Source organism: Nonomuraea phyllanthi (assembly GCF_006334985.2).
GTDB classification, from domain to species: Bacteria; Actinomycetota; Actinomycetes; order Streptosporangiales; family Streptosporangiaceae; genus Nonomuraea; species Nonomuraea phyllanthi.
This window is the reverse complement of record NZ_VDLX02000001.1, coordinates 1,132,125-1,156,183: the sequence shown is the minus strand read 5'-3', so window position 1 is coordinate 1,156,183 and position 24,059 is coordinate 1,132,125. Positions and strand designations below refer to the sequence as shown.

29 protein-coding genes are annotated in these 24,059 nt (G+C 66.7%); all 29 read left to right on the top strand.

Annotated elements, in window-relative coordinates; genetic code table 11:
- The coding region (gene rpoB, locus FH608_RS05445) for a DNA-directed RNA polymerase subunit beta (protein WP_139628818.1) at positions 1-2,849 on the top strand (2,849 nt) is incomplete at its 5' end.
- A gap of 17 nt (positions 2,850-2,866) precedes the next feature.
- A complete protein-coding gene (locus tag FH608_RS05440) occupies positions 2,867-6,742 on the top strand; it encodes a DNA-directed RNA polymerase subunit beta' (protein WP_139628816.1) in 3,876 nt (1,291 codons plus the stop codon).
- A 657-nt stretch (positions 6,743-7,399) separates the two neighbouring features.
- Entirely contained in the window at positions 7,400-7,774 is a 375-nt protein-coding gene (gene rpsL, locus FH608_RS05435) for a 30S ribosomal protein S12 (RefSeq protein ID WP_043623420.1), read from the top strand.
- 2 nt (positions 7,775-7,776) lie between these two features.
- A complete protein-coding gene (gene rpsG, locus FH608_RS05430; RefSeq protein ID WP_043623423.1) occupies positions 7,777-8,247 on the top strand; it encodes a 30S ribosomal protein S7 in 471 nt (156 codons plus the stop codon).
- A gap of 84 nt (positions 8,248-8,331) precedes the next feature.
- Entirely contained in the window at positions 8,332-10,380 is a 2,049-nt protein-coding gene (fusA, locus tag FH608_RS05425) for an elongation factor G (protein WP_394367652.1), read from the top strand.
- A 214-nt stretch (positions 10,381-10,594) separates the two neighbouring features.
- Complete coding sequence (gene tuf / locus FH608_RS05420) at positions 10,595-11,788, top strand: elongation factor Tu (RefSeq protein ID WP_139628812.1); 1,194 nt, start codon at positions 10,595-10,597, stop codon at positions 11,786-11,788.
- Positions 11,789-12,047: 259 nt separating this feature from the next.
- Positions 12,048-12,356: a 30S ribosomal protein S10 gene (gene rpsJ / locus FH608_RS05415; RefSeq protein ID WP_012887830.1), complete on the top strand. Its 309-nt coding sequence runs from the start codon at positions 12,048-12,050 to the stop codon at positions 12,354-12,356.
- A 14-nt stretch (positions 12,357-12,370) separates the two neighbouring features.
- Positions 12,371-13,024: a 50S ribosomal protein L3 gene (gene rplC, locus FH608_RS05410; protein ID WP_139628810.1), complete on the top strand. Its 654-nt coding sequence runs from the start codon at positions 12,371-12,373 to the stop codon at positions 13,022-13,024.
- Positions 13,021-13,671 (top strand): 50S ribosomal protein L4, encoded by a 651-nt coding sequence (rplD, locus tag FH608_RS05405; protein ID WP_139628808.1) that lies wholly within the window; start codon positions 13,021-13,023, stop codon positions 13,669-13,671. Before rplC ends, rplD begins: the two co-directional genes overlap by 4 nt.
- Positions 13,671-13,973: a 50S ribosomal protein L23 gene (gene rplW / locus FH608_RS05400; RefSeq protein WP_080043238.1), complete on the top strand. Its 303-nt coding sequence runs from the start codon at positions 13,671-13,673 to the stop codon at positions 13,971-13,973. Before rplD ends, rplW begins: the two co-directional genes overlap by 1 nt.
- 108 nt (positions 13,974-14,081) lie before the next feature.
- Positions 14,082-14,918 carry a 50S ribosomal protein L2 gene (rplB, locus tag FH608_RS05395; protein WP_139628807.1) on the top strand — a complete coding sequence of 279 codons (837 nt, stop codon included), beginning with the start codon at positions 14,082-14,084 and terminating at the stop codon, positions 14,916-14,918.
- Between the two features lie 11 nt (positions 14,919-14,929).
- Entirely contained in the window at positions 14,930-15,208 is a 279-nt protein-coding gene (gene rpsS / locus FH608_RS05390) for a 30S ribosomal protein S19 (protein WP_043623441.1), read from the top strand.
- A 24-nt stretch (positions 15,209-15,232) separates the two neighbouring features.
- Positions 15,233-15,586: a 50S ribosomal protein L22 gene (gene rplV, locus FH608_RS05385; protein WP_020542306.1), complete on the top strand. Its 354-nt coding sequence runs from the start codon at positions 15,233-15,235 to the stop codon at positions 15,584-15,586.
- Entirely contained in the window at positions 15,586-16,437 is an 852-nt protein-coding gene (rpsC, locus tag FH608_RS05380) for a 30S ribosomal protein S3 (RefSeq protein WP_139628804.1), read from the top strand. The genes rplV and rpsC overlap by 1 nt, the downstream gene beginning before the upstream one ends.
- A 2-nt stretch (positions 16,438-16,439) precedes the next feature.
- Positions 16,440-16,859 carry a 50S ribosomal protein L16 gene (rplP, locus tag FH608_RS05375; RefSeq protein WP_055506387.1) on the top strand — a complete coding sequence of 140 codons (420 nt, stop codon included), beginning with the start codon at positions 16,440-16,442 and terminating at the stop codon, positions 16,857-16,859.
- Entirely contained in the window at positions 16,859-17,095 is a 237-nt protein-coding gene (gene rpmC, locus FH608_RS05370; RefSeq protein ID WP_139628802.1) for a 50S ribosomal protein L29, read from the top strand. Before rplP ends, rpmC begins: the two co-directional genes overlap by 1 nt.
- A complete protein-coding gene (gene rpsQ / locus FH608_RS05365; protein WP_139628800.1) occupies positions 17,088-17,381 on the top strand; it encodes a 30S ribosomal protein S17 in 294 nt (97 codons plus the stop codon). The genes rpmC and rpsQ overlap by 8 nt, the downstream gene beginning before the upstream one ends.
- A 199-nt stretch (positions 17,382-17,580) precedes the next feature.
- Positions 17,581-17,952: a 50S ribosomal protein L14 gene (rplN, locus tag FH608_RS05360; protein WP_139628798.1), complete on the top strand. Its 372-nt coding sequence runs from the start codon at positions 17,581-17,583 to the stop codon at positions 17,950-17,952.
- 8 nt (positions 17,953-17,960) lie between these two features.
- Complete coding sequence (gene rplX / locus FH608_RS05355; protein WP_139629075.1) at positions 17,961-18,260, top strand: 50S ribosomal protein L24; 300 nt, start codon at positions 17,961-17,963, stop codon at positions 18,258-18,260.
- The gene (gene rplE / locus FH608_RS05350) at positions 18,260-18,835 is read left to right on the top strand and encodes a 50S ribosomal protein L5 (RefSeq protein WP_139628796.1); all 576 of its coding nucleotides are present in this window, start codon (positions 18,260-18,262) and stop codon (positions 18,833-18,835) included. The genes rplX and rplE overlap by 1 nt, the downstream gene beginning before the upstream one ends.
- Positions 18,836-18,839: 4 nt before the next feature.
- Positions 18,840-19,025, top strand: coding sequence for a type Z 30S ribosomal protein S14 (locus tag FH608_RS05345; protein WP_132337023.1), 186 nt, complete (start codon positions 18,840-18,842; stop codon positions 19,023-19,025).
- A 154-nt stretch (positions 19,026-19,179) separates the two neighbouring features.
- On the top strand, positions 19,180-19,578 hold the full coding sequence (gene rpsH / locus FH608_RS05340; protein WP_139628793.1) for a 30S ribosomal protein S8: 399 nt from the start codon (positions 19,180-19,182) through the stop codon (positions 19,576-19,578).
- Between the two features lie 16 nt (positions 19,579-19,594).
- Positions 19,595-20,137 (top strand): 50S ribosomal protein L6, encoded by a 543-nt coding sequence (gene rplF, locus FH608_RS05335; protein WP_139628791.1) that lies wholly within the window; start codon positions 19,595-19,597, stop codon positions 20,135-20,137.
- A 2-nt stretch (positions 20,138-20,139) separates the two neighbouring features.
- Positions 20,140-20,523 carry a 50S ribosomal protein L18 gene (rplR, locus tag FH608_RS05330; protein WP_139628788.1) on the top strand — a complete coding sequence of 128 codons (384 nt, stop codon included), beginning with the start codon at positions 20,140-20,142 and terminating at the stop codon, positions 20,521-20,523.
- Positions 20,524-20,575: 52 nt separating this feature from the next.
- Positions 20,576-21,205, top strand: a complete 630-nt coding sequence (gene rpsE / locus FH608_RS05325; RefSeq protein WP_091090115.1) for a 30S ribosomal protein S5 — start codon at positions 20,576-20,578, stop codon at positions 21,203-21,205.
- Between the two features lie 2 nt (positions 21,206-21,207).
- Positions 21,208-21,390 carry a 50S ribosomal protein L30 gene (rpmD, locus tag FH608_RS05320; RefSeq protein WP_080043226.1) on the top strand — a complete coding sequence of 61 codons (183 nt, stop codon included), beginning with the start codon at positions 21,208-21,210 and terminating at the stop codon, positions 21,388-21,390.
- Position 21,391: 1 nt separating this feature from the next.
- Positions 21,392-21,856: a 50S ribosomal protein L15 gene (gene rplO, locus FH608_RS05315; protein ID WP_139628786.1), complete on the top strand. Its 465-nt coding sequence runs from the start codon at positions 21,392-21,394 to the stop codon at positions 21,854-21,856.
- Between the two features lie 167 nt (positions 21,857-22,023).
- Complete coding sequence (gene secY / locus FH608_RS05310; RefSeq protein ID WP_139628784.1) at positions 22,024-23,328, top strand: preprotein translocase subunit SecY; 1,305 nt, start codon at positions 22,024-22,026, stop codon at positions 23,326-23,328.
- Complete coding sequence (locus FH608_RS05305) at positions 23,328-23,978, top strand: adenylate kinase (RefSeq protein ID WP_139628781.1); 651 nt, start codon at positions 23,328-23,330, stop codon at positions 23,976-23,978. The genes secY and FH608_RS05305 overlap by 1 nt, the downstream gene beginning before the upstream one ends.
- Positions 23,979-24,059 lie beyond the last annotated feature (81 nt).

Below are 24,059 nucleotides of genomic sequence, written 5' to 3'. Positions count from 1 at the left end.
TGCGTATCGACCGTAAGCGCAAGCAGGCCGTGACGGTGCTGCTGAAGGCGCTGGGGTGGACCAGCGATCAGATTCTGGAGCGGTTCGGTCAGTACGAGTCGATGCGGGCCACTCTGGAGAAGGATCACACGGCGGGTCAGGATGACGCGCTGCTGGACATCTACCGGAAGTTGCGGCCGGGTGAGCCGCCGACCAAGGAGTCGGCGCAGACTCTGCTGGAGAATCTGTACTTCAATCCGAAGCGGTATGACCTGGCGAAGGTGGGCCGCTACAAGATCAACAAGAAGCTCGGGGTGGATGCGGAGATCTCGCAGGGCACCCTGACCGAGGACGACATCGTCGCCACGATCGAGTACATCGTGCGCCTGCACGCGGGCGAGGAGTCGATGCCCGGCGCCAACGGCGACATCATCGTCGAGGTCGACGACATCGACCACTTCGGCAACCGCCGTCTCCGCAGCGTCGGCGAGCTGATCCAGAACCAGGTCCGTCTGGGCCTGGCCCGGATGGAGCGGGTCGTGCGCGAGCGCATGACCACGCAGGACGTCGAGGCGATCACGCCGCAGACCCTGATCAACATCCGCCCGGTCGTGGCGTCGATCAAGGAGTTCTTCGGCACCTCGCAGCTGTCGCAGTTCATGGACCAGACCAACCCGCTGGCCGGTCTGACGCACAAGCGGCGTCTGTCCGCGCTCGGCCCCGGTGGTCTGTCGCGTGAGCGGGCAGGTTTCGAGGTCCGTGACGTGCACCCGTCCCACTACGGCCGGATGTGCCCGATCGAGACCCCGGAAGGCCCCAACATCGGCCTCATCGGGTCGCTGGCCTCCTACGGCCGGATCAACGCCTTCGGCTTCGTCGAGACGCCCTACCGCAAGGTCGTCGACGGCAAGGTGACCGACCAGATCGACTACCTCACGGCCGACGAGGAAGACCGTTACGTCAAGGCGCAGGCCAACACGGCGCTCAACCCCGACGGCTCGTTCGCCGAGGCTCGCGTGCTGGTCCGCACCAAGGGCGGCGAGACCGAGCTCATGCGGGCCGAGGAGGTCGACTACATCGACGTGTCGCCGCGCCAGATGGTGTCGGTGGCGACCGCGATGATCCCGTTCCTGGAGCACGACGACGCCAACCGGGCGCTCATGGGCTCCAACATGCAGCGGCAGTCGGTGCCGCTGCTCAAGAGCGAGGCGCCGCTGGTCGGCACCGGCATGGAATACCGCGCGGCGACGGACGCGGGCGACGTCATCAGCGCCGAGAAGGCCGGCGTGGTCGAGGAGGTCTCCGCCGACTACGTCACCGTCATGAACGACGACGGCACGCGCACCACCTACCGTGTCGCCAAGTTCAAGCGCTCCAACCAGGGCACCTCCTTCAACCAGAAGCCCATAGTCGCCGAGGGCGACCGGGTCGAGGTCAACCAGGTCATCGCCGACGGCCCCTGCACCGACAAGGGCGAGATGGCGCTGGGCAAGAACCTTCTCGTGGCGTTCATGCCGTGGGAGGGCCACAACTACGAAGACGCGATCATCCTGTCCCAGCGGCTCGTCCAGGACGACGTCCTTTCCTCGATCCACATCGAGGAGCACGAGGTCGACGCCCGCGACACCAAGCTGGGTCCTGAGGAGATCACCCGGGACATCCCCAACGTGTCGGAGGAGGTCCTGGCCGATCTGGACGAGCGGGGCATCATCCGGATCGGTGCGGACGTGGTGCCGGGTGACATCCTGGTCGGCAAGGTGACGCCGAAGGGCGAGACCGAGCTGACGCCGGAGGAGCGGCTGCTGCGGGCGATCTTCGGTGAGAAGGCGCGTGAGGTCCGTGACACGTCGCTGAAGGTGCCGCACGGCGAGCAGGGCAAGGTGATCGGGGTTCGGGTGTTCTCCCGTGAGGAGGGTGACGAGCTCCCGCCGGGTGTGAACGAGCTGGTGCGCGTTTATGTGGCGCAGAAGCGGAAGATCACCGATGGTGACAAGCTGGCCGGCCGGCACGGTAACAAGGGGGTCATCTCCAAGATCCTGCCGGTGGAGGACATGCCGTTCCTGGAGGACGGCACGCCGGTCGACATCATCCTCAACCCGCTGGGGGTGCCCGGCCGGATGAACGTCGGCCAGGTGCTGGAGACCCATCTGGGGTGGATCGCCGCCCGCGGCTGGGACATCTCGGGCATCCAGGAGGCGTGGGCCGAGCGGCTGCGTGACAAGGGCTTCGAGAAGGTCGCCCCGCACACCAACATGGCCACCCCGGTCTTCGACGGCGCCCACGAGGAGGAGATCGTCGGCCTGCTCGACAACACCGTCCCCAACCGCGACGGCGAGCGGATGGTGCAGGCGTCGGGCAAGGCCCAACTGTTCGACGGCCGCTCCGGCGAGCCGTTCCCGTACCCGATCGCGGTCGGCTACATCTACATCCTCAAACTGCTCCACCTGGTCGACGACAAGATTCACGCACGTTCGACCGGCCCGTACTCCATGATCACCCAGCAGCCGCTCGGCGGTAAGGCCCAGTTCGGTGGCCAGCGCTTCGGTGAGATGGAGGTGTGGGCGCTGGAGGCCTACGGCGCCGCCTACGCCCTCCAGGAACTCCTGACCATCAAGTCCGACGACGTCCTGGGCCGCGTGAAGGTCTACGAGGCGATCGTCAAGGGCGAGAACATCCCCGAGCCCGGCATCCCGGAGTCCTTCAAGGTCCTCATCAAGGAGATGCAGTCGCTGTGCCTCAACGTCGAGGTGCTCTCCAGCGACGGCATGTCCATCGAGATGCGCGACACCGACGAGGACGTCTTCCGCGCGGCGGAGGAGCTCGGCATCGATCTGTCCCGGCGTGAGCCGAGCAGCGTGGAAGAAGTCTGAGGGGGAGATCGCACAAAATGCTGGACGTCAACTTCTTCGACGAGCTCAGGATCGGCCTCGCGACGGCCGACGACATCCGTCAGTGGTCGCACGGCGAGGTGAAGAAGCCCGAGACCATCAACTACCGCACCCTCAAGCCGGAGAAGGACGGACTCTTCTGCGAGAAGATCTTCGGTCCGACCCGCGACTGGGAGTGCTACTGCGGCAAGTACAAGCGCGTCCGCTTCAAGGGCATCATCTGTGAGCGCTGCGGCGTCGAGGTCACTCGCGCCAAGGTGCGCCGCGAGCGGATGGGCCACATCGAGCTGGCCGCGCCGGTCACGCACATCTGGTACTTCAAGGGCGTCCCGTCGCGCCTCGGCTATCTGCTCGACCTCGCCCCGAAGGACCTGGAGAAGGTCATCTACTTCGCGGCGTACATGATCACGCATGTCGACACCGAGATGCGTGAGCGTGACCTGCCCTCGCTGGAGGCGAAGATCTCCGTCGAGCGGCAGCACATCGAGCAGCGTCGCGACGCCGACGTCGAGGCCAGGCAGAAGAAGCTCGAGGGCGACCTGGCCGAGCTGGAGGCCGCCGGCGCCAAGGGCGACCAGCGCCGCAAGGTCCGCGAGGGCGCCGAGCGCGAGATGCGTCAGCTCCGCGACCGGGCCCAGCGCGAGCTGGACCGGCTCGAGGAGGTCTGGAGCCGCTTCAAGAACCTCAAGGTCCAGGACCTCGAGGGCGACGAGCTGCTCTACCGCGAGATGCGCGACCGCTTCGGCCGCTACTTCAAGGGCGGCATGGGCGCGCAGGCGATCCAGGACCGCCTGATCAGCTTCGACCTCGACGCGGAGGCCGAGAGCCTGCGCGAGACCATCCGCAGCGGCAAGGGCCAGAAGAAGGCCCGCGCGCTCAAGCGGCTCAAGGTCGTGTCGGCGTTCCTCAACACCACCAACTCGCCGCGCGGCATGGTGCTCGACTGCATCCCGGTCATCCCGCCGGACCTGCGCCCGATGGTGCAGCTCGACGGTGGCCGGTTCGCGACCTCCGACCTCAACGACCTCTACCGCCGGGTCATCAACCGGAACAACCGCCTCAAGCGGCTGCTCGACCTCGGCGCGCCGGAGATCATCGTCAACAACGAGAAGCGCATGCTGCAGGAGGCCGTCGACGCGCTGTTCGACAACGGCCGCCGCGGTCGCCCGGTCACCGGTCCCGGCAACCGGCCGCTGAAGTCCCTCAGTGACATGCTGAAGGGCAAGCAGGGCCGCTTCCGTCAGAACCTGCTGGGCAAGCGTGTCGACTACTCCGGCCGTTCGGTCATCGTCGTCGGCCCGCAGCTCAAGCTGCACCAGTGCGGCCTGCCCAAGCAGATGGCGCTGGAGCTGTTCAAGCCGTTCGTGATGAAGCGGCTGGTCGACCTCAACCACGCCCAGAACATCAAGTCGGCCAAGCGCATGGTCGAGCGGGCCCGTCCCGTGGTGTGGGACGTGCTCGAAGAGGTCATCACCGAGCACCCCGTGCTGCTCAACCGCGCTCCGACGCTCCACCGCCTGGGCATCCAGGCGTTCGAGCCGCAGCTGGTCGAGGGCAAGGCCATCCAGATCCACCCGCTCGTCTGCACCGCGTTCAACGCGGACTTCGACGGCGACCAGATGGCCGTGCACCTGCCGCTGGCGGCTGAGGCCCAGGCCGAGGCACGCATCCTGATGCTCTCGACCAACAACATCCTCAAGCCGGCCGACGGCAAGCCCGTGACGATGCCCACCCAGGACATGGTCATCGGCCTCTACTGGCTGACCACCATGAAGGAGGGTGCTCGGGGCGAGGGCCGGGTGTTCGGCTCGATCGCCGAGGCGCAGATGGCCTTCGACCGCCGCGAGCTGGAGATCCAGGCGAAGATCCAGATCCGGATGAAGGACGTCCTGCCGCCGCGCGACTGGGTGGCCCCCGAGGGCTGGGAGCCGGGCGACTCGATCAGGCTGGAGACGACGTTCGGGCGGTGCCTGTTCAACCTGACGCTGCCCGACAGCTACCCGTTCGTCGACTTCCAGGTCGGCAAGAAGCAGCTGTCCACGATCGTGAACGAGCTGGCGGAGACCTACCCGAAGATCGAGGTCGCCGCGTCGCTCGACGCGCTCAAGGACGCCGGCTTCCGCTGGGCGACGCGCTCCGGTGTCACGATCTCGATCGAGGACGTCGTCGCGCCCCCGAACAAGACCGACATCATGGAGAACTACGAGCGCCGGGCCGACAAGGTCCAGCGCGAGTACGAGCGCGGTCTGATCACCGACGAGGAGCGCCGTCAGGAGCTCATCGAGATCTGGACGCACGCGACGGCCGACGTCGAGACCGACATGGTCAACGCCTTCCCGGCGACCAACCCGGTCTGGATGATGGTCAACTCCGGCGCCCGTGGTAACAAGATGCAGGTGCGGCAGATCGCCGGCATCCGCGGCCTGGTGTCCAACACCAAGGGTGAGACGATCCCGCGGCCGATCAAGGCCTCGTTCCGCGAGGGCCTGTCGGTGCTGGAGTACTTCATCTCCACCCACGGCCAGCGGAAGGGTCTGGCCGACACCGCCCTGCGTACCGCCGACTCGGGTTACCTGACCCGTCGTCTGGTGGACGTGGCGCAGGACGTCATCGTGCGCGAGATCGACTGCGGCACCGACCGCGCGGTCCCGCTGCACGTCGGCGAGCGTGACGCGTCGGGCAACCTGGTCAAGGCCGAGAACGCCGAGTCCAACGTGCACGGGCGCATCCTGGCCGAGGACGTCGAGGTCGACGGCAAGGTCATCGTCGCGGCGGGGGTCGACATCTCCGACGTCCACGTGACGAAGCTGGTCGAGGCGGGCGTCGAGACCGTGCGCACCCGCAGCGCGCTGGTCTGCGAGGCGAAGATCGGGGTCTGCGCGACCTGCTACGGCCGCTCGCTGGCCACCGGCAAGCTCGTGGACGTCGGCGAGGCGGTCGGCATCATCGCCGCCCAGTCGATCGGCGAGCCCGGCACGCAGCTGACCATGCGGACGTTCCACACCGGTGGTGTGGCCGGCGCCGACATCACCCACGGTCTGCCCCGTGTCACGGAGCTGTTCGAGGCGCGCATCCCCAAGGGTGTCGCCCCGATCTCCGAGGCCGAGGGCCGGGTCCGCATCGACGAGACCGACAAGACCAGGAAGGTCGTGATCACCCCCGACGACGGTTCGGAGGAGGTCGCGTACCCGGTGTCGATGCGCTCGCGCCTGCTCGTGCAGGAGGGCGACCGCGTCACGGTCGGCCAGCAGCTGGTGGCCGGTGCGGTCAACCCCAACGAGGTGCTGCGCATCCTCGGCCCGCGGGCCGTGCAGCTGCACCTGGTGGCGGAGGTCCAGCAGGTCTACCGGTCGCAGGGTGTGTCGATCCACGACAAGCACATCGAGATCATCGTGCGGCAGATGCTCAAGCGCGTGAACGTGCTGGAGTCCGGTGACACCGACCTGCTGCCCGGCGAGCTCGTGGAGCGGCCGCGCTTCGAGCAGATGAACCGCGAGACGGTGGCGGAGAGTGGCGCGCCCGCCGCGGGCCGCCCGGTGCTCATGGGCATCACGAAGGCGTCGCTGGCCACCGAGTCGTGGCTGTCGGCGGCCTCCTTCCAGGAGACGACCAGGGTGCTGACGGACGCGGCGATCCACGCCAAGTCCGACTCGCTGCTGGGCCTGAAGGAGAACGTCATCATCGGTAAGCTCATCCCGGCCGGCACGGGCATGCCCCAGTACCGCAACATCCGGGTCGAGCCGACCGAGGAGGCCAAGGCCGCCATGTACACCGTGGGCGGTTACGACGGCTCCGCGGCCGACTACACCTTCGGCACGGGCAGCGGCGAGGCCGTCCCGCTGGAGGAGTACGACTTCGGCCAGTACAACCGGTGACGTCGCTCAGGACGCCGTAGCGCGCCCGGGTCCCTGCTTCCAGGGGGCCCGGGCGCGTTCCGTTGAGGGGCCCGGCCTTCAGGAGCCGTCCCCTTTCAAAGGTTCCGACCTTTCAGGAGCCCATCCGTTACGGCTCCGCCCGCCCGGCGCCACCCGCCGCACGGGGCTGAGGGCCTCCAGGGTGACGCCCGCTGACCCGCACGGGGCCGGCCGCCGCGACGGCGCTCGTAGACCGGCTCCGTGGCTCCGGACGACCGGCGGAGCGGGGTGAGGCGGGGTTCGGGAACGCCGTGCGAAGTGGTCGGGCGGGCCGATATCATGGCGGGCGGAGCTGTAGATGGGCTGGATGAAATAGGCCGACGGCGACACGGAGTGGCAGAGCTTGTCCGCTTTGCCGCGCCGTTTTGACGTGTCGCACGGGCCTGGGTAGTCTTGTGCATCGTGCCCGTCTCTATGCGGGCTCTCGGCCGTGCGCTCATTGCGGGCGCAGGACGGCTTCCTGGCTCGTGAACCTCGCGGGACGTCTGCGTGAAGAGCGCGACACGCCCGAGCGCGGGGGCACCGAGGCAAGAAAAACCAGCAGGTCATGACACCGGCAGTACCTGCGAATGCATCACAACTGACGTAGCACCGGCCAAGGCACGAAACGGAGTGGCAGTGCCCACTATTCAGCAGTTGGTCCGCAAGGGCCGGCAGGACAAGGTCGCGAAGACCAAGACTCCTGCCCTCAAGGGGAGTCCGCAGCGGCGCGGCGTGTGCCAGCGCGTGTACACCACGACCCCGAAGAAGCCCAACTCGGCACTGCGCAAGGTGGCCCGCGTTCGGCTCACGAACGGCATCGAGGTCACGGCCTACATCCCGGGTGTGGGTCACAACCTGCAGGAGCACTCCATCGTGCTCGTGCGTGGCGGTCGTGTTAAGGACCTGCCGGGTGTTCGATACAAGATCATCCGTGGTTCGCTCGACACTCAGGGTGTCCGCAACCGCAAGCAGGCCCGTAGCCGCTACGGCGCGAAGAAGGAGAAGAGCTAACAATGCCTCGTAAGGGTTCTCCTGGCCGTCGTCAGCTCATGTCTGACCCGGTTTACAGTTCGCCGCTGGTGACCGCCCTGATCAACAAGGTGCTTCTGGACGGCAAGCGTTCCATCGCGCAGTCGATCGTCTACGGCGCACTCGAGGGCTGCAGGGAGAAGACGGGCAACGACCCGGTCGTCACCCTGAAGCGCGCGCTCGACAACGTCAAGCCGACCCTCGAGGTCCGCAGCCGTCGCGTCGGTGGCGCGACCTACCAGGTGCCGGTCGAGGTGCGCGCCGCGCGCAGCACCACCCTGGCCCTGCGCTGGCTGGTGCAGTACTCCCGCGCCCGCCGCGAGAAGACCATGACCGAGCGCCTCATGAACGAGCTCCTCGACGCCAGCAACGGCCTTGGGGCGAGCGTCAAGAAGCGCGAGGACACCCACAAGATGGCCGAGTCCAACAAGGCCTTCGCCCACTACCGCTGGTAGTGGATCCGACGAGACGACGAGGACGCGAGAGAAGTGGCCACCACGACCGCTCTTGACCTGGCCAAGGTCCGCAACATCGGGATCATGGCCCATATCGACGCGGGCAAGACCACCACGACCGAGCGCATCCTGTTCTACACCGGCATCAACTACAAGATCGGTGAAGTCCACGAGGGCGCTGCCACGATGGACTGGATGGAGCAGGAGCAGGAGCGCGGCATCACGATCACGTCTGCCGCGACGACCTGTGAGTGGCTCGGTCACACCATCAACATCATCGACACCCCGGGTCACGTCGACTTCACCATCGAGGTGGAGCGTTCGCTCCGCGTCCTCGACGGTGCCGTCGCCGTGTTCGACGGCGTCGCGGGTGTCGAGCCGCAGTCGGAGACGGTGTGGCGCCAGGCTGACCGCTACAACGTTCCGCGCATCTGCTTCGTGAACAAGATGGACCGTGTCGGCGCGGAGTTCCACCGCTGCGTCGACATGATGATCAGCCGTCTGGGCGCGACCCCGGCTGTCATCCAGCTTCCATGGGGCGTTGAGGCCGACTTCAAGGGCGTCATCGACCTCATCAAGATGAAGGCGTACCTCTGGAGCGCCGAGGCGGCCAAGGGCGAGATGTACGACACCGTCGACATCCCGGCCGACCACGCCGAGGCCGCTCGCGAGTGGCGTGACCGCCTCATCGAGACGGTCGCCGAGAACGACGACGAGCTGATGGAGCTCTACCTCGAGGGCAACGAGCCCTCCGAGGAGCAGCTGGTCGCGGCCATCCGCCGCGCGACGCTGAGCAGCGCCATCAACCCCGTCCTGTGCGGCACCGCCTTCAAGAACAAGGGTGTGCAGCCCCTTCTCGACGCGATCGTCGCCTACCTCCCGGCGCCGACCGACATCCCGGCCTTCAAGGGCCACGCGGTCGGCAACGAGGACAAGGTCGTCGAGCGGCACGCCGACCCGAGCGAGCCGTTCTCCGCGCTGGCGTTCAAGATCGCCAGCGACCCGCACCTGGGCAAGATCACCTATATCCGCATCTACTCGGGCACGCTCGAGGCCGGTTCACAGGTCATCAACTCTGTGAAGGGCAAGAAGGAGCGGATCGGCAAGATCTACCAGATGCACGCCAACAAGCGCGAGGAGCGCCCGACGGCCATCGCCGGTCAGATCGTCGCGGTCATGGGTCTGAAGGACACCACGACCGGTGACACGCTGTCCGACCCGTCGAACCAGGTCGTGCTCGAGTCGATGACGTTCCCGGCTCCGGTCATCAACGTCGCCATCGAGCCGAAGACCAAGGGCGACCAGGAGAAGCTGTCGACCGCCATCCAGCGGCTGGCCGAGGAGGACCCGTCCTTCCAGGTCCGCCGTGACGAGGAGACCGGTCAGACGGTCATCTGGGGCATGGGCGAGCTTCACCTGGAGATCCTCGTCGACCGGATGCGTCGCGAGTTCCGGGTCGAGGCCAACGTCGGCCGCCCGCAGGTCGCCTACCGCGAGACCATCCGCCGCAAGGTGCAGAAGATCGACTACACCCACAAGAAGCAGACCGGTGGTTCCGGCCAGTTCGCGCGGGTGATCATCGATCTGGAGCCGCTGGGCGAGGGCAACGACGGCTACGAGTTCGAGAACAAGGTCACGGGTGGTCGTGTGCCGAGGGAGTACATCCCGTCGGTGGACGCGGGCGCCCAGGAGGCCGCCGAGTTCGGCGTGCTGGCCGGCTACCCGATGGTCGGCGTGAAGGTTACGCTGACCGACGGCGCGGCCCACGACGTGGACTCCTCGGAAATGGCCTTCAAGATCGCCGGATCGATGGCCTTCAAGGAGGCCGCGCGCAAGGCGGACGCCGTCCTCCTCGAGCCGATGATGGCCGTCGAGGTCACCACGCCCGAGGACTACATGGGTGACGTCATCGGTGACCTCAACGGTCGCCGCGGGCAGATCCAGGCGATGGACGAGCGGGCCGGTGCCCGTGTCGTCCAGGCGCTCGTGCCGCTGTCTGAGATGTTCGGCTACGTGGGTGACCTGCGTAGCAAGACGCAGGGGCGCGCGAGCTACAGCATGCAGTTCGACTCCTACGCGGAGGTGCCTCCGGGCATCGCCAAGGAGATCGTCGCGAAGGCCCGGGGCGAATAGCTCCAGGTCCCGAGGTGGCCGAGGCGGCGGAGATCGTCGCCCCGCTGCCAAGGGGCCCGGGGCGAACAGCGTCCTGGCCTCTAGTGATAGAGGCCAGGACCTCTGGTCCTGGTCCCTGGCGGGGTGGAGAAGTCACCCCGCCGCCTAGGGGTTCGGGAGCTCCCGGGCCCGAGTGTGTAGACGAAAGTCAGTCAGATTCTCAAGGAGAGAACCAGTGGGCAAGGCCAAGTTCGAGCGGACAAAGCCGCACATGAACATCGGCACCATTGGGCACATCGACCACGGTAAGACCACACTGACCGCGGCGATCACCAAGGTGCTCCACGACCGTTACCCCGAGCTGAACGCCGCGACGCCGTTCGACAAGATCGACAAGGCGCCGGAGGAGAAGGCCCGCGGCATTACGATCTCCATCGCGCACGTCGAGTACCAGACCGAGAAGCGTCACTACGCTCACGTTGACTGCCCCGGTCACGCCGACTACGTGAAGAACATGATCACCGGTGCCGCCCAGATGGACGGCGCCATCCTCGTGGTCGCCGCCACCGACGGCCCGATGCCGCAGACGAAGGAGCACGTCCTCCTGGCCCGCCAGGTCGGCGTCCCCTACATCGTCGTGGCCCTCAACAAGGCCGACATGGTCGACGACGAGGAGATCCTGGAGCTCGTCGAGCTCGAGGTGCGCGAGCTCCTCTCCGCTCAGGAGTTCCCGGGCGACGACCTGCCTGTCATCCGCGTCTCCGCGCTCAAGGCTCTTGAGGGCGACGAGAAGTGGGCCGACAGCATCGTCGAGCTGATGAACGCCGTTGACGAGAACGTGCCCGAGCCGCCGCGTGAGACGGACAAGCCGTTCCTCATGCCGGTCGAGGACGTCTTCTCGATCACCGGTCGCGGCACGGTCGTCACCGGCCGTATCGAGCGCGGTGTCGTGAAGGTCAACGAGCAGGTCGACATCATCGGCATCAAGAACGAGAAGACGACGACCACCGTCACCAGCATCGAGATGTTCAACAAGATGCTCGACGAGGGTCACGCCGGCGACAACGCCGCGCTGCTGCTCCGCGGCATCAAGCGCGACGAGGTCGAGCGCGGCCAGTGCATCATCAAGCCGGGCACGACCACCCCGCACACCGAGTTCGAGGGCCAGGTCTACATCCTGTCCAAGGACGAGGGCGGCCGGCACACGCCGTTCTTCAACAACTACCGCCCGCAGTTCTACTTCCGTACGACTGACGTGACCGGCGTCGTGAACCTCCCCGAGGGCACGGAGATGGTCATGCCGGGCGACAACACTCAGATGCGCGTTGAGCTGATCCAGCCCATCGCCATGGAGGAAGGCCTCAAGTTCGCGATCCGTGAGGGTGGCCGCACCGTCGGCGCCGGCCGGGTCACGAAGATCATCAAGTAGCCAGATCGTCGGGGCGGCGGTCGGCCCCGAACCTCGGAGCCGGCCGCCGAACCACGTCAGGACCCCATGCGTAGCGCCGTGATCCAGCAGTCGCTTCGGCCGCGGGCACGTGACCGAAGTCACTGCCGGATCACGGAAGAAAGAGGCAGATCCACTACGTCTGCCTCTGGGGGTCAAGCAGGCTCCGGCCTGCACCAACACAGCGGCAACAGGCCGCACGATACTTTTTCAGACGACAGCGAAGGACACCGAGGCCACTATGGCGGGACAGAAGATCCGCATCCGGCTTAAGGCCTATGACCACGAGGTCATCGACAGCTCGGCCAAGAAGATCGTCGAGACGGTGACGCGGACTGGCGCGAAGGTCGCGGGCCCGGTGCCGCTGCCGACCGAGAAGAACGTGTACTGCGTCATCCGCTCGCCGCACAAGTACAAGGACAGCCGCGAGCACTTCGAGATGCGCACGCACAAGCGGCTGATTGACATCATCGACCCGACCCCCAAGACGGTTGACTCGCTCATGCGGCTCGACCTCCCCGCGGGTGTCGACATTTCGATCAAGCTCTGAGGGAACGCACTGACATGGCTAAGACGATCAAGGGCGTCCTGGGCAAGAAGCTCGGCATGACCCAGGTCTTCGACGCGGACAACCGGATGGTTCCGGTGACCGTGGTCGAGGCCGGTCCGTGTGTGGTGACCCGCGTCCGTACCGCCGAGAAGGACGGCTACTCCGCCATCCAGCTCGGCTTCGGGCAGGTCGACCCCCGGAAGGTCAACAAGCCGCTCGGCGACTACCTGCGTAAGCACGACATCACCCCGCGCCGTTACTTCGCGGAGATCCGCACCGACGACGCGAGCGACTACACCCTCGGCCAGGAGCTGCTGGCCGACACCTTCGAGGCCGGCCAGTTCGTCGACGTGACGGGCAAGAGCAAGGGCAAGGGCTTCGCCGGTGTCATGAAGCGGCACGGCTTCGGTGGTCTGGGCGCGTCGCACGGTACGCAGCGCAAGCACCGTTCGCCGGGTTCCATCGGTGGCTGCGCCACCCCGGGCCGCGTTTTCAAGGGTCTGCGCATGGCTGGTCGGATGGGTAACGTCCGCACCACTGTGCAGAGCCTCAAGGTTCACTCCGTGGACGTCGAGAAGGGTCTCATCCTGATCAAGGGTGCGGTCCCCGGCGCCAACGGCAGCCTGGTCCTCGTCCGCACCGCTGCCAAGAAGGGGGCTGCCAAATGAGCACCACCATTGACGTCCTCGACGCCAGCGGCGCCAAGGCCGGCACCGTCGACCTGCCCGAAGACGTCTTCGGCGCCAAGGTCAACGTGCCGCTGATCCACCAGGTGGTCGTGGCCCAGCTCGCCGCTCGCCGGCAGGGCACCCACAAGGCCAAGACCCGCGGTGAGGTCTCCGGCGGCGGCAAGAAGCCGTACCGGCAGAAGGGCACCGGCCGGGCCCGTCAGGGTTCGACCCGCGCGCCCCAGTTCACCGGCGGTGGGACGGTCCACGGCCCCGTGCCGCGCGACTACTCCCAGCGCACGCCCAAGAAGATGAAGGCCGCCGCGCTTCGCGGCGCCCTGTCCGACCGGGCCGGCGGCGGCCGCGTCCACGTGGTCAGCTCGCTCGTGTCGGGTGAGACCCCCAAGACCAAGGCCGCCCTCCAGGCGCTGCGCAAGATCACCCAGGCTCCCCGCGTCCTCGTCGTGGTCGACGAGGCCGACGAGATGACCTGGCTGAGCCTGCGCAACGCGCCCGAGGTCCACCTGCTGGACGCCGGGCAGCTCAACACCTACGACGTGCTCGTGGCCGACGACGTGGTCTTCACCCAGGAGGCCTACGACCAGGTCGTCGCGCGCCTGAGCGGCAGCGGGAAGGAAGAGGCCTGATGGAGAAGATCGCCGACCCGCGCGACATCATCATCAAGCCGGTCGTCTCCGAGAAGAGCTACGGCCTGATCGATGAGAACAACAAGTACACGTTCCTGGTGAAGAAGACCGCGAACAAGACCCAGGTCAAGATCGCGGTCGAGCAGATCTTCGGGGTCAAGGTCACCAGCGTGAACACGATCAACCGGCAGGGCAAGCGCAAGCGCACCCGCACCGGTTACGGCAAGCGTCCCGACACCAAGCGCGCGATCGTGAGCCTGGTCGAGGGCGATCGGATCGACATCTTCGGTCAGATCGGCTAGCAGCGCCATAGAAGTGAGTGCGGGCCGCATGGCCCGCGCGGGGCTGAGACCGTCGCGCTTCCGCGCGGCGGGCTCACCCATGTAACCGACGAAGGATGAACGAAAAAGATGGGCATCCGTAAGTACAAGCCGACGACTCCGGGTCGCCGCGGGTCGAGTGTCTCGGACTTCTCCGAGATCACCCGCAGCAAGCCCGAGAAGTCGCTGCTTGCGCCCCTTCACAGCAAGGGCGGCCGCAACGTACACGGCCGAGTCACCGCTCGCCACCAGGGCGGCGGTCACAAGCGCGCCTACCGGATCATCGACTTCCGTAGGCATGACAAGGACGGCATCCCGGCCAAGGTCGCTCACATCGAGTACGACCCCAACCGCACCGCCAACATCGCTCTGCTCCACTACGCCGACGGCGAGAAGCGCTACATCATCGCTCCGACGGGCCTCAAGCAGGGTGACCGTATCGAGAACGGCCCCGGGGCCGACATCAAGCCGGGCAACTGCCTGCCGCTGCGCAACATCCCGACCGGTACCTTCATCCACGCGGTGGAGCTCCGTCCGGGCGGCGGCGCCAAGCTCGGCCGCTCCGCGGGCGCCCAGATCCAGCTGCTCGCCAAGGAAGGCCAGTACGCCACCCTGCGTATGCCGTCCGGTGAGATGCGCATGGTAGACGTGCGCTGCCGGGCGACGGTCGGTCAGGTCGGCAACGCCGAGCAGGCCAACATCAACTGGGGCAAGGCCGGCCGTATGCGGTGGAAGGGCAAGCGCCCGACCGTTCGCGGTGTCGCGATGAACCCCGTCGACCACCCGCACGGTGGTGGTGAGGGCAAGACCTCCGGTGGTCGCCACCCGGTGAACCCGAAGGGCAAGCCCGAGGGCCGCACCCGCCAGGCCAACAAGGCCAGCGACCGGCTGATCATCCGTCGTCGGAGCAAGAGGAAGAAGCGGTAGGAGCAGCCGAAATGCCACGTAGCCTTAAGAAGGGTCCCTTCGTGGACGAGCACCTTCAGAAGAAGGTCGACGTCCAGAACGAGAAGGGCACCAAGAACGTCATCAAGACGTGGTCGCGGCGCTCCATGATCGTTCCCGACATGCTCGGGCACACGATCGCCGTGCACGACGGCCGCAAGCATGTCCCGGTGTTCATCACCGAGTCGATGATCGGTCACAAGCTCGGAGAGTTCGCCCCCACGCGCACGTTCCGCAGCCACGTCAAGGAAGACCGCCGCAGCCGGCGGTAAGCGTCCCGGAAGTAGGAGAAAGCGATGGAAGCCAGGGCTCAGGCGCGGTTCGTCCGTGTCACGCCCCAGAAGGCCCGCCGCGTGGTGGACCTCATTCGCGGGCTGCCCGCTTCGGAGGCGCAGGCCGTGCTGCAGTTCGCTCCCCAGTCGGCGAGCGAGCCGATCTACAAGGTGCTCAGCAGCGCGATGGCGAACGCCGAGCACAACTTCGACCTCGACCCGCAGACGCTCGTCGTCAGCCGGGCGTGGGTCGACGAGGGCCCGACGCTGAAGCGGTTCCGCCCGCGCGCACAGGGTCGTGCCTATCGGATCAACAAGCGGACGAGCCACATCACCGTGATCGTGGAGTCCCGCGAGCCGAAGGGAAGGACCCGATAGTGGGCCAGAAGGTTAACCCGCACGGGTTCCGCCTCGGCATCACGACCGACTTCAAGAGCCGGTGGTACGCCGACAAGCTGTACAAGTCGTACGTCGCCGAGGACGTGGCGATCCGCCGCATGCTGCAGAAGGGCATGGAGCGGGCCGGCATCTCCAAGGTCGAGATCGAGCGCACCACGGACCGCGTGCAGGTGGACATCCACACCGCGCGTCCCGGCATCGTGATCGGCCGGCGCGGCGCCGAGGCGGACCGCATCCGTGGCGACCTGGAGAAGCTGACCAAGAAGCAGGTCCAGCTCAACATCCTCGAGGTCAAGAACCCGGAGATCGACGCGCAGCTCGTCGCGCAGGGCGTGGCCGAGCAGCTGTCCAGCCGCGTCTCGTTCCGCCGCGCCATGCGCAAGGCGATGCAGTCCGCGATGAAGTCGGGCGCCAAGGGCATTCGTGTCCAGTGCTCCGGCCGTCTGGGCGGCGCCGAGATGTCGAGGTCGGAGTTCTACCGCGAGGGCCGCGTGCCGCTGCACACGCTCCGCGCGGACATCGACTACGGCTTCTACGAGGCCCGCACGACCTTCGGCCGCATCGGCGTGAAGGTCTGGATCTACAAGGGCGAGGCTCCGACCAGCCGCGCCGAGCGCGAGGCGGCCGCCGCCGGCGCCCGTGCCGGCCAGCGTCGTGAGCGCGACGACCGTCGTGGCGGCGGCGACCGTCCCCGTCGTGGCGGTGACCGTCCGCGTCGCGGCGGCGGCCGTGGCGGCGACCGCGGTGACCGCGCCCCCCGCACAGAGGCGGCTTCGCAGGCCGCCCCCGAGACCGGCCCGGCTGCGCAGCCGGGTGCTGAAGGGAGCTGACCATGCTGATCCCGCGCAGGGTCAAGCACCGCAAGCAGCACCGGCCCGACCGCAGCGGAGCCGCCAAGGGCGGCACCAGGGTCGTGTTCGGCGAGTTCGGCATCCAGGCGATTGAGCACTCGTACGTGACCAACCGCCAGATCGAGTCGGCTCGTATCGCCATGACCCGGCACATCCGCCGTGGCGGCAAGGTGTGGATCAACATCTACCCGGACCGTCCGCTCACCAAGAAGCCGGCCGAGACCCGCATGGGTTCCGGTAAGGGTTCGCCGGAGTGGTGGATCGCCAACGTCAAGCCCGGACGCGTGATGTTCGAGCTGTCCGGCGTGGCGGAGCCGATCGCCCGCGAAGCGCTTCAGCGGGCGATCCACAAGCTGCCGATGAAGTGCAAGATCGTTAAGCGTGAAGTGGGTGAGGCGTGATGGCTAAGGGCCTGACCGCCGGCGAGCTGCGGCTCGAGGACGAGGACACCCTCGTCCAGAAGCTGAAGGAGGCGAAGGAGGAGCTGTTCAACCTCCGCTTCCAGGCGGCGACCGGTCAGTTGGAGAGCCACGGGCGGCTGCGCGCCGTCCGCCGCGAGATCGCCCGTATCTACACCGTGATGCGCGAGCGGGAGCTCGGCATCATCACGGTCGAGAAGGAGACGAGCGATGGCTGAGACCGAGACCACTGAGACGACCGAGAACGCGGAGCAGCGGAACTTCCGCAAGGTCCGTGAGGGCCTCGTCGTGAGCGACAAGATGGACAAGACCGTCGTCGTCGCCGTCGAGGACCGCGTCAAGCACCGGCTGTACGGCAAGGTCATCCGCCGTACGACCAAGTACAAGGCGCACGACGAGGCCAACGCCTGTGGTGTGGGCGACCGCGTGCTGCTCATGGAGACCCGCCCCCTCTCCGCCACCAAGCGGTGGAGGGTCGTGGAGATCCTCGAGAAGGCCAAGTAACCACTCGGCCCGCTCGACATATACCGCGCCTCGTGGGGGCTCTCAGAGCCCCCATGACGGCGTCCAAGGACGCGAGGCCCACGTGGCCTCGCGTCGCCTGCGGTGCGGCGTCCACGGGGCGCTGTGGCCGTGGGAACAAGACAACGACGGTTCCGCCAGGCTCAGAAATGAGAACCGGCGCGACTAACAGGAGTTCAACGTGATCCAGCAGGAGTCGCGGCTCAAGGTCGCCGACAACACGGGCGCGAAGGAGATCCTTTGCATCCGTGTGCTCGGTGGCTCGGGCCGACGCTACGCCGGTATCGGCGACGTCATCGTCGCCACTGTCAAGGACGCGCTGCCCGGCAGCACTGGCGTCAAGAAGGGCGACGTGGTCAGGGCCGTCGTCGTCCGCACGGTCAAGGAGCGCCGCCGGCCCGACGGCTCCTACATCCGCTTTGACGAGAACGCGGCCGTCATCATCAGGGACAGCGGTGACCCGCGCGGCACCCGCATCTTCGGCCCGGTCGGCCGTGAGCTGCGTGACAAGAAGTTCATGCGCATCATCTCGCTCGCCCCGGAGGTGCTGTGATGCCGAAGCTGCACGTGAAGAAGGGTGACCTGGTCCAGGTCATCGCCGGCAAGGACAAGGGTGCCAAGGGTCGCGTCATCGCCGCGCTCCCGCGCGAGGACCGCGTGGTGGTCGAGGGCGTCAACATGATCAAGAAGCACACCAAGGAGACCCACCAGGGTCCGCGCGGCGCCAAATCGGGCGGCGTGCAGACCATGGAGGCTCCCATCCACGTCTCGAACGTGAAGAAGCTCAAGGACGAGAAGCCCGCCGACAAGCCCGCAGAGAAGAAGGACAGCGCGGCCGAGGAGACGGGTGAGGACAGCTGATGACTGCCACGACCACTGAGACCGAGCGCCCGACGCCGCGACTCAAGACGAAGTACCGCGAGGAGATCGCGGCCCAGCTTCGCGAGCAGTTCGGCATCCAGAACGTCATGCAGATCCCCGCGCTGACCAAGATCAAGGTCAACATGGGTGTCGGCGAGGCGGCTCGCGACTCCAAGCTCATCGAGGGCGCCGTCCGCGACCTCACCGTGATCACCGGCCAGAAGCCGGCCGTGGTACGGGCCCGCAAATCCATCGCGCAGTTCAAGCTGCGCGAGGGCATGCCGATCGGCGCGCACGTCACGCTGCGCGGCGACCGCATGTGGGAGTTCCTCGACCGGCTGCTGGCGCTGGCGCTGCCCCGCATCAGGGACTTCCGCGGCCTGTCGCCCAAGCAGTTCGACGGCAACGGCAACTACACGTTCGGCCTGACCGAGCAGGTCATGTTCCACGAGGTCGACCAGGACAAGGTGGACCGGCCGCGGGGCATGGACATCACGCTCGTGACCACCGCGAAGAACGACGACCAGGGCCGGGCGCTGCTGAAGCTCCTCGGCTTCCCCTTCAAGGAGGCCTGATCCAATGGCGAAGAAGTCGCTGATCGCCAAGGCGGGGCGCAAGCCGAAGTTCCAGGTCCGGGCGTACACCCGGTGCTCGCGCTGTGGCCGGCCGCGCGCCGTCTACCGCAAGTTCGGGCTCTGCCGCGTGTGCTTCCGCGAGATGGCGCACCGGGGCGAGCTGCCCGGCATCACCAAGTCGAGCTGGTAGATAACCTGGGGGACGGCCCAGCGTCGTCCCCTGGGCGAACATATTTTCGTAGAAGACCAGGACGCCCATCGCGGGCGTCCATGACCGCGCCGAAGGTCCACCGGCAGAGCGCTGCTTGGCCGACTGGAAACCGCGGCGAGGAAGGCCACTGGCCATGACGATGACCGACCCGATCGCAGACATGCTCACACGTCTGCGCAACGCGAATTCGGCGTACCACGACAGCGTGTCGATGCCGTACTCGAAGATCAAGGCGCACATCGCCGAGATCCTCCAGCAGGAGGGCTACATCCAGGCTTGGTCCGTCGAGGACGCCAAGGTTGGCAAGAACCTCGTGGTGGAGCTCAAGTTCGGGCCCACCCGTGAGCGTTCGCTCGCGGGCCTGCGCCGGGTGTCGAAGCCCGGTCTGCGGGTTTATGCAAAGAAGGACAACCTGCCTCGAGTCCTGGGCGGACTGGGCGTCGCGATCATCTCGACGTCCCACGGCCTCATGACCGACAAGCAGGCCGGCAAGCGTGGTGTGGGCGGGGAAGTCCTCGCCTACGTCTGGTAGAGGGGAGGAACACAGCATGTCGCGAATCGGACGGCTGCCCATCCCGGTGCCCGGCGGTGTAGACATCACGATCACCGGCCAGGAAGTCCAGGTCAAGGGCCCGAAAGGCACGCTGACTCACACGGTCGCCGAGCCCATCAAGGTGGCTCGCGACGACGACGGCGCCGTCGCCGTCTCCCGGCCCAACGACGAGAACAAGGTGCGTGCGCTGCACGGCCTGTCCCGGACGCTGATCGCCAACATGGTGCAGGGCGTCACCCAGGGCTACTCGAAGTCCCTGGAGATCGTCGGCGTCGGTTACCGCGTCCAGGCCAAGGGCCCGACGCAGCTGGAGTTCTCCCTGGGCTTCAGTCACCCGGTCATCGTGAACGCCCCCGACGGCGTCACCTTCCGCGTCGAGAAGCCGACCCTGTTCCACGTGGACGGCATCGACAAGCAGAAGGTCGGCGAGGTCGCGGCCAACATCCGCAAGCTGCGCAAGCCCGACCCGTACAAGGGCAAGGGCGTGCGCTACCAGGGCGAACAGATCCGCCGCAAGGTCGGAAAGGCTGGTAAGTAGGCATGGCTCCGAAGACTGCGTTCAGCAAGCACACGGCTGCCCGCACCGTCTCGCGGGCCCGCCGTCACCGCCGCGTCCGCAAGTTCGTCGTCGGTACGGCCGAGCGTCCGCGCCTGGTCGTCAACCGCTCGACGCGCCACATGTTCGTCCAGATCGTGGACGACTCGATCGGTCACACGCTGGTGAGCGCGTCCACCATGGACGCCTCGCTGCGCGCCCTGGAGGCGGACAAGACCGAGAAGGCGAAGAAGGTCGGCGAGCTCCTCGCTCAGCGGGCCAAGGAGGCCGGGATCTCCAGGGTCGTCTTCGACCGTGGTGGCAACCGGTACGCAGGTCGGATCGCGGCGCTGGCCGACAGCGCTCGCGAGGGCGGGCTGGAATTCTGATGAAGGCCCGAGCACCCCAACTGATGTCCGCAAATGAGATGAGGAACCACTGATGGCTGCAGCTCCGCGTCGCGGTGGCGGCACCGGTGGCGAGCGGCGGGACCGTCGTGACGATCGCCGCGGTGGCGCCGCCGACAAGGGCGTCTCGTACATCGAGCGCGTAGTGAAGATCAACCGAGTGGCCAAGGTCGTGAAGGGTGGTCGTCGCTTCAGCTTCACCGCCCTCGTCGTCGTCGGTGACGGCAACGGCCTGGTCGGCGTCGGTTACGGCAAGGCCAAGGAAGTGCCCGCGGCCATCGCCAAGGGCGTCGAAGAGGCGAAGAAGCACTTCTTCAAGGTGCCTCGCATCCAGGGCACCATCCCGCACACCGTGCAGGGCGAGGAGGCGGCGGGCGTCGTCTTCCTGCGTCCGGCCTCGGCCGGTACCGGCGTCATCGCCGGTGGCCCGGTGCGCGCGGTGCTGGAGTGCGCCGGCATCCACGACGTGCTGTCCAAGTCGCTCGGCTCGGACAACCCGATCAACATCGTGCACGCCACCGTGGCGGCTCTGAAGGGCCTGTCGCGGCCCGAGGAGATCGCCGCCCGCCGTGGCCTGCCGATCGAGGACGTGGCCCCGGCCCGCATGCTCAAGGCGCAGCGTGAGGGTCTCGCCGAGGCCGCGGCCGCCAAGGCGGTGAGCTAGTCATGGCACGCCTGAAGATCACTCAGGTTCGCTCGAAGATCGGTGGCAAGCAGAACCAGCGTGACTCGCTGCGTTCGCTTGGCCTGAAGCGAATCGGCGACGTCGTCGTCAAGGAGGACCGCCCCGAGATTCGCGGGATGGTCTCCGTGGTGACGCACCTCGTCGAGGTGGAAGAGGTCGACTGACATGACTGACAGCAACAACGCTGCTCCGCTCAAGATCCACGACCTGCGTCCCGCCCCCGGCGCCAACAGGCCCAAGATCCGCAAGGGTCGCGGCGAGGCGTCGAAGGGCAAGACCGCCGGTCGCGGCACCAAGGGCAGCCACGCCCGCACGTCGGTCCCCCTCGGTTTCGAGGGTGGCCAGGTGCCGCTGCAGCGGCGTCTGCCGAAGCTCAAGGGCTTCTCCAACGCGCTGTTCAAGACGACCTACCAGGTCGTGAACCTGGACAGGATCGGCGAGCTGTTCCCCGAGGGTGGCGAGGTCACCGTCGAGGCTCTGGTCGCCAAGGGTGCTGTCCGCAAGAACCAGCTCGTCAAGGTGCTGGGCACCGGTGACATCTCGGTCGCGGTGAACGTGACGGCCCACGCCTTCTCGTCCGCCGCCAAGGAGAAGATCGCCGCTGCCGGTGGTTCCGTTACCGAGCTGTAAGAGCTATTACGCGGCGTGGGGGCTTTGACAAATGCCCCCACGCCCGTAGTGCGTTAGAGTTCGCGGGACGGCAGGCTTCTGGCCGACTCGTCAGACCCAAGACTTCAGATGGCAGATCCCCGCACCATCGCATACTCACAACGCCGTAAAGGCGCGCAGGAGGGACCGTGCTGACCGCGTTTACCCGGGCGTTCCGGACACCGGACCTGCGCAAGAAGTTGCTCTTCACGCTGGGCATCATCGCGCTGTTCCGTCTCGGCTCGGTTCTTCCGACTCCGGGAGTTCACGTCCAGAACCTCGCGGCCTGTTTCGACCAGGCTCGTAACGGAGCCACCGGCAACATCTACGGGATGGTGCAGCTTTTCAGCGGTGGTGCGCTCCTGAAGCTGTCGGTGTTCGCGCTGGGCATCATGCCGTACATCACCGCGAGCATCATTCTGCAACTGCTGGTCGTGGTCATCCCGCGCCTTGAGGCGCTGAAAAAGGAAGGCCAATCCGGCCAAGCCAAGATCACGCAGTATACGCGTTATCTGACCATCGGGCTCGCCGTCCTCCAGTCGACCGCGTTCATCGCGCTGGCCCGCACCGGGCAGCTCTTCCCGAACTGCCAGCAGGACGTGCTGCTCGACCCCGACAACATCTTCATGATCGTCACGATGGTGGTCATCATGACCGCCGGTACGTCGGTCATCATGTGGCTGGGCGAGCTCATCACCGACCGCGGCGTCGGCAACGGCATGTCCATCCTGATCTTCACTCAGGTCGTCGCGGTCTTCCCGTCCGAGCTGACCAACATCTTCCAGGCGAACAAGTTCACCTTCGCGGTCGTCATGATCGTCGGCGTCTTCATGATCGCCGCGGTGGTCTTCGTCGAGCAGGCGCAGCGGCGCATCCCGGTCCAGTACGCCAAGCGCATGGTCGGCCGCAGGATGTACGGCGGCACCTCGACGTACATCCCGCTCAAGGTCAACCAGGCCGGCATCATCCCGGTCATCTTCGCATCCTCGCTGCTCTACCTGCCGCAGCTGCTCACGTCGCTCTTCCAGACCTCCGACAACGCGGTCATCCGCTGGGTCTCGCAGAACCTCGCCACGGGCGACACCCCGATCTACATGGCGACGTTCTTCCTGCTGATCATCTTCTTCACGTACTTCTACGTGTCCATCACGTTCAACCCCACTGAAGTCGCCGACAACATGAAGAAGTACGGTGGATTCATTCCGGGCATCCGCCCCGGCCGGCCGACGGCTGAATACCTGAACTTCGTGCTCACCCGTCTGACCGCGCCGGGCTCGCTCTATCTGGGTCTCATCTCCATGGTCCCGATCGTCGCTCTGGCGGTGTCCGGTGCGAGCCAGAACTTCCCGTTCGGAGGGACGAGTATTCTGATCATGGTAGGCGTCGGCCTGGACACCGTTAAGCAGATCGAGAGCCAGCTCCAGCAGCGTAACTACGAAGGTTTCCTGCGGTAGTGCGCCTCGTTCTGGTCGGGCCCCCCGGAGCGGGTAAGGGGACGCAGGCCCAGTACATCGCATCGAACCTGTCCATCCCGAAGATCTCGACAGGTGACATCTTCCGTGCCAATGTCTCGGGGGGCACGGATCTCGGCAAGCTGGCCAAGACGTACATGGACCGTGGTGATCTGGTGCCCGACGAGGTCACCATCGCCATGGTCCGTGATCGTCTGGCCGCGGACGACGCGCAGGACGGATTCCTGCTCGACGGGTTCCCGCGCAACGTCGCGCAGGCGGAGATTTTGCGCGACATGCTCAAGGAGTGGGGCCTGGCGCTCGACCTCGTGCTGGAGCTCGTCGTGGACGACGACGAGGTCGTGCGGCGGCTGGCCGGCCGGCGCACCTGCAGTCAGTGCGGCCGCATCTGGCACGTCGAGTTCGACGACAAGAAGGACGACAAGTGCGACGCGTGCGGGGGCGCGCTGTTCCAGCGTGACGACGACAAGGAGGAGACCGTCAGGCACCGCCTGGAGGTCTACCAGGAGCAGACGGCGCCGCTGATCTCCTACTACGCCGACGAGGACATTCTCGTCGGCGTGGACGCCACGGGCCCGGTCGAGGAGATCACCCGGCGAGCCATGGAGGCGATCCGCCCGTTCATGGCCTGATACGAAGTACGACCGATTTGCGGAGGTGGCACGGGTTTCCGTGCCACCTCGCGGTTATTGTGGGGGAATTGGGCCCCCAGC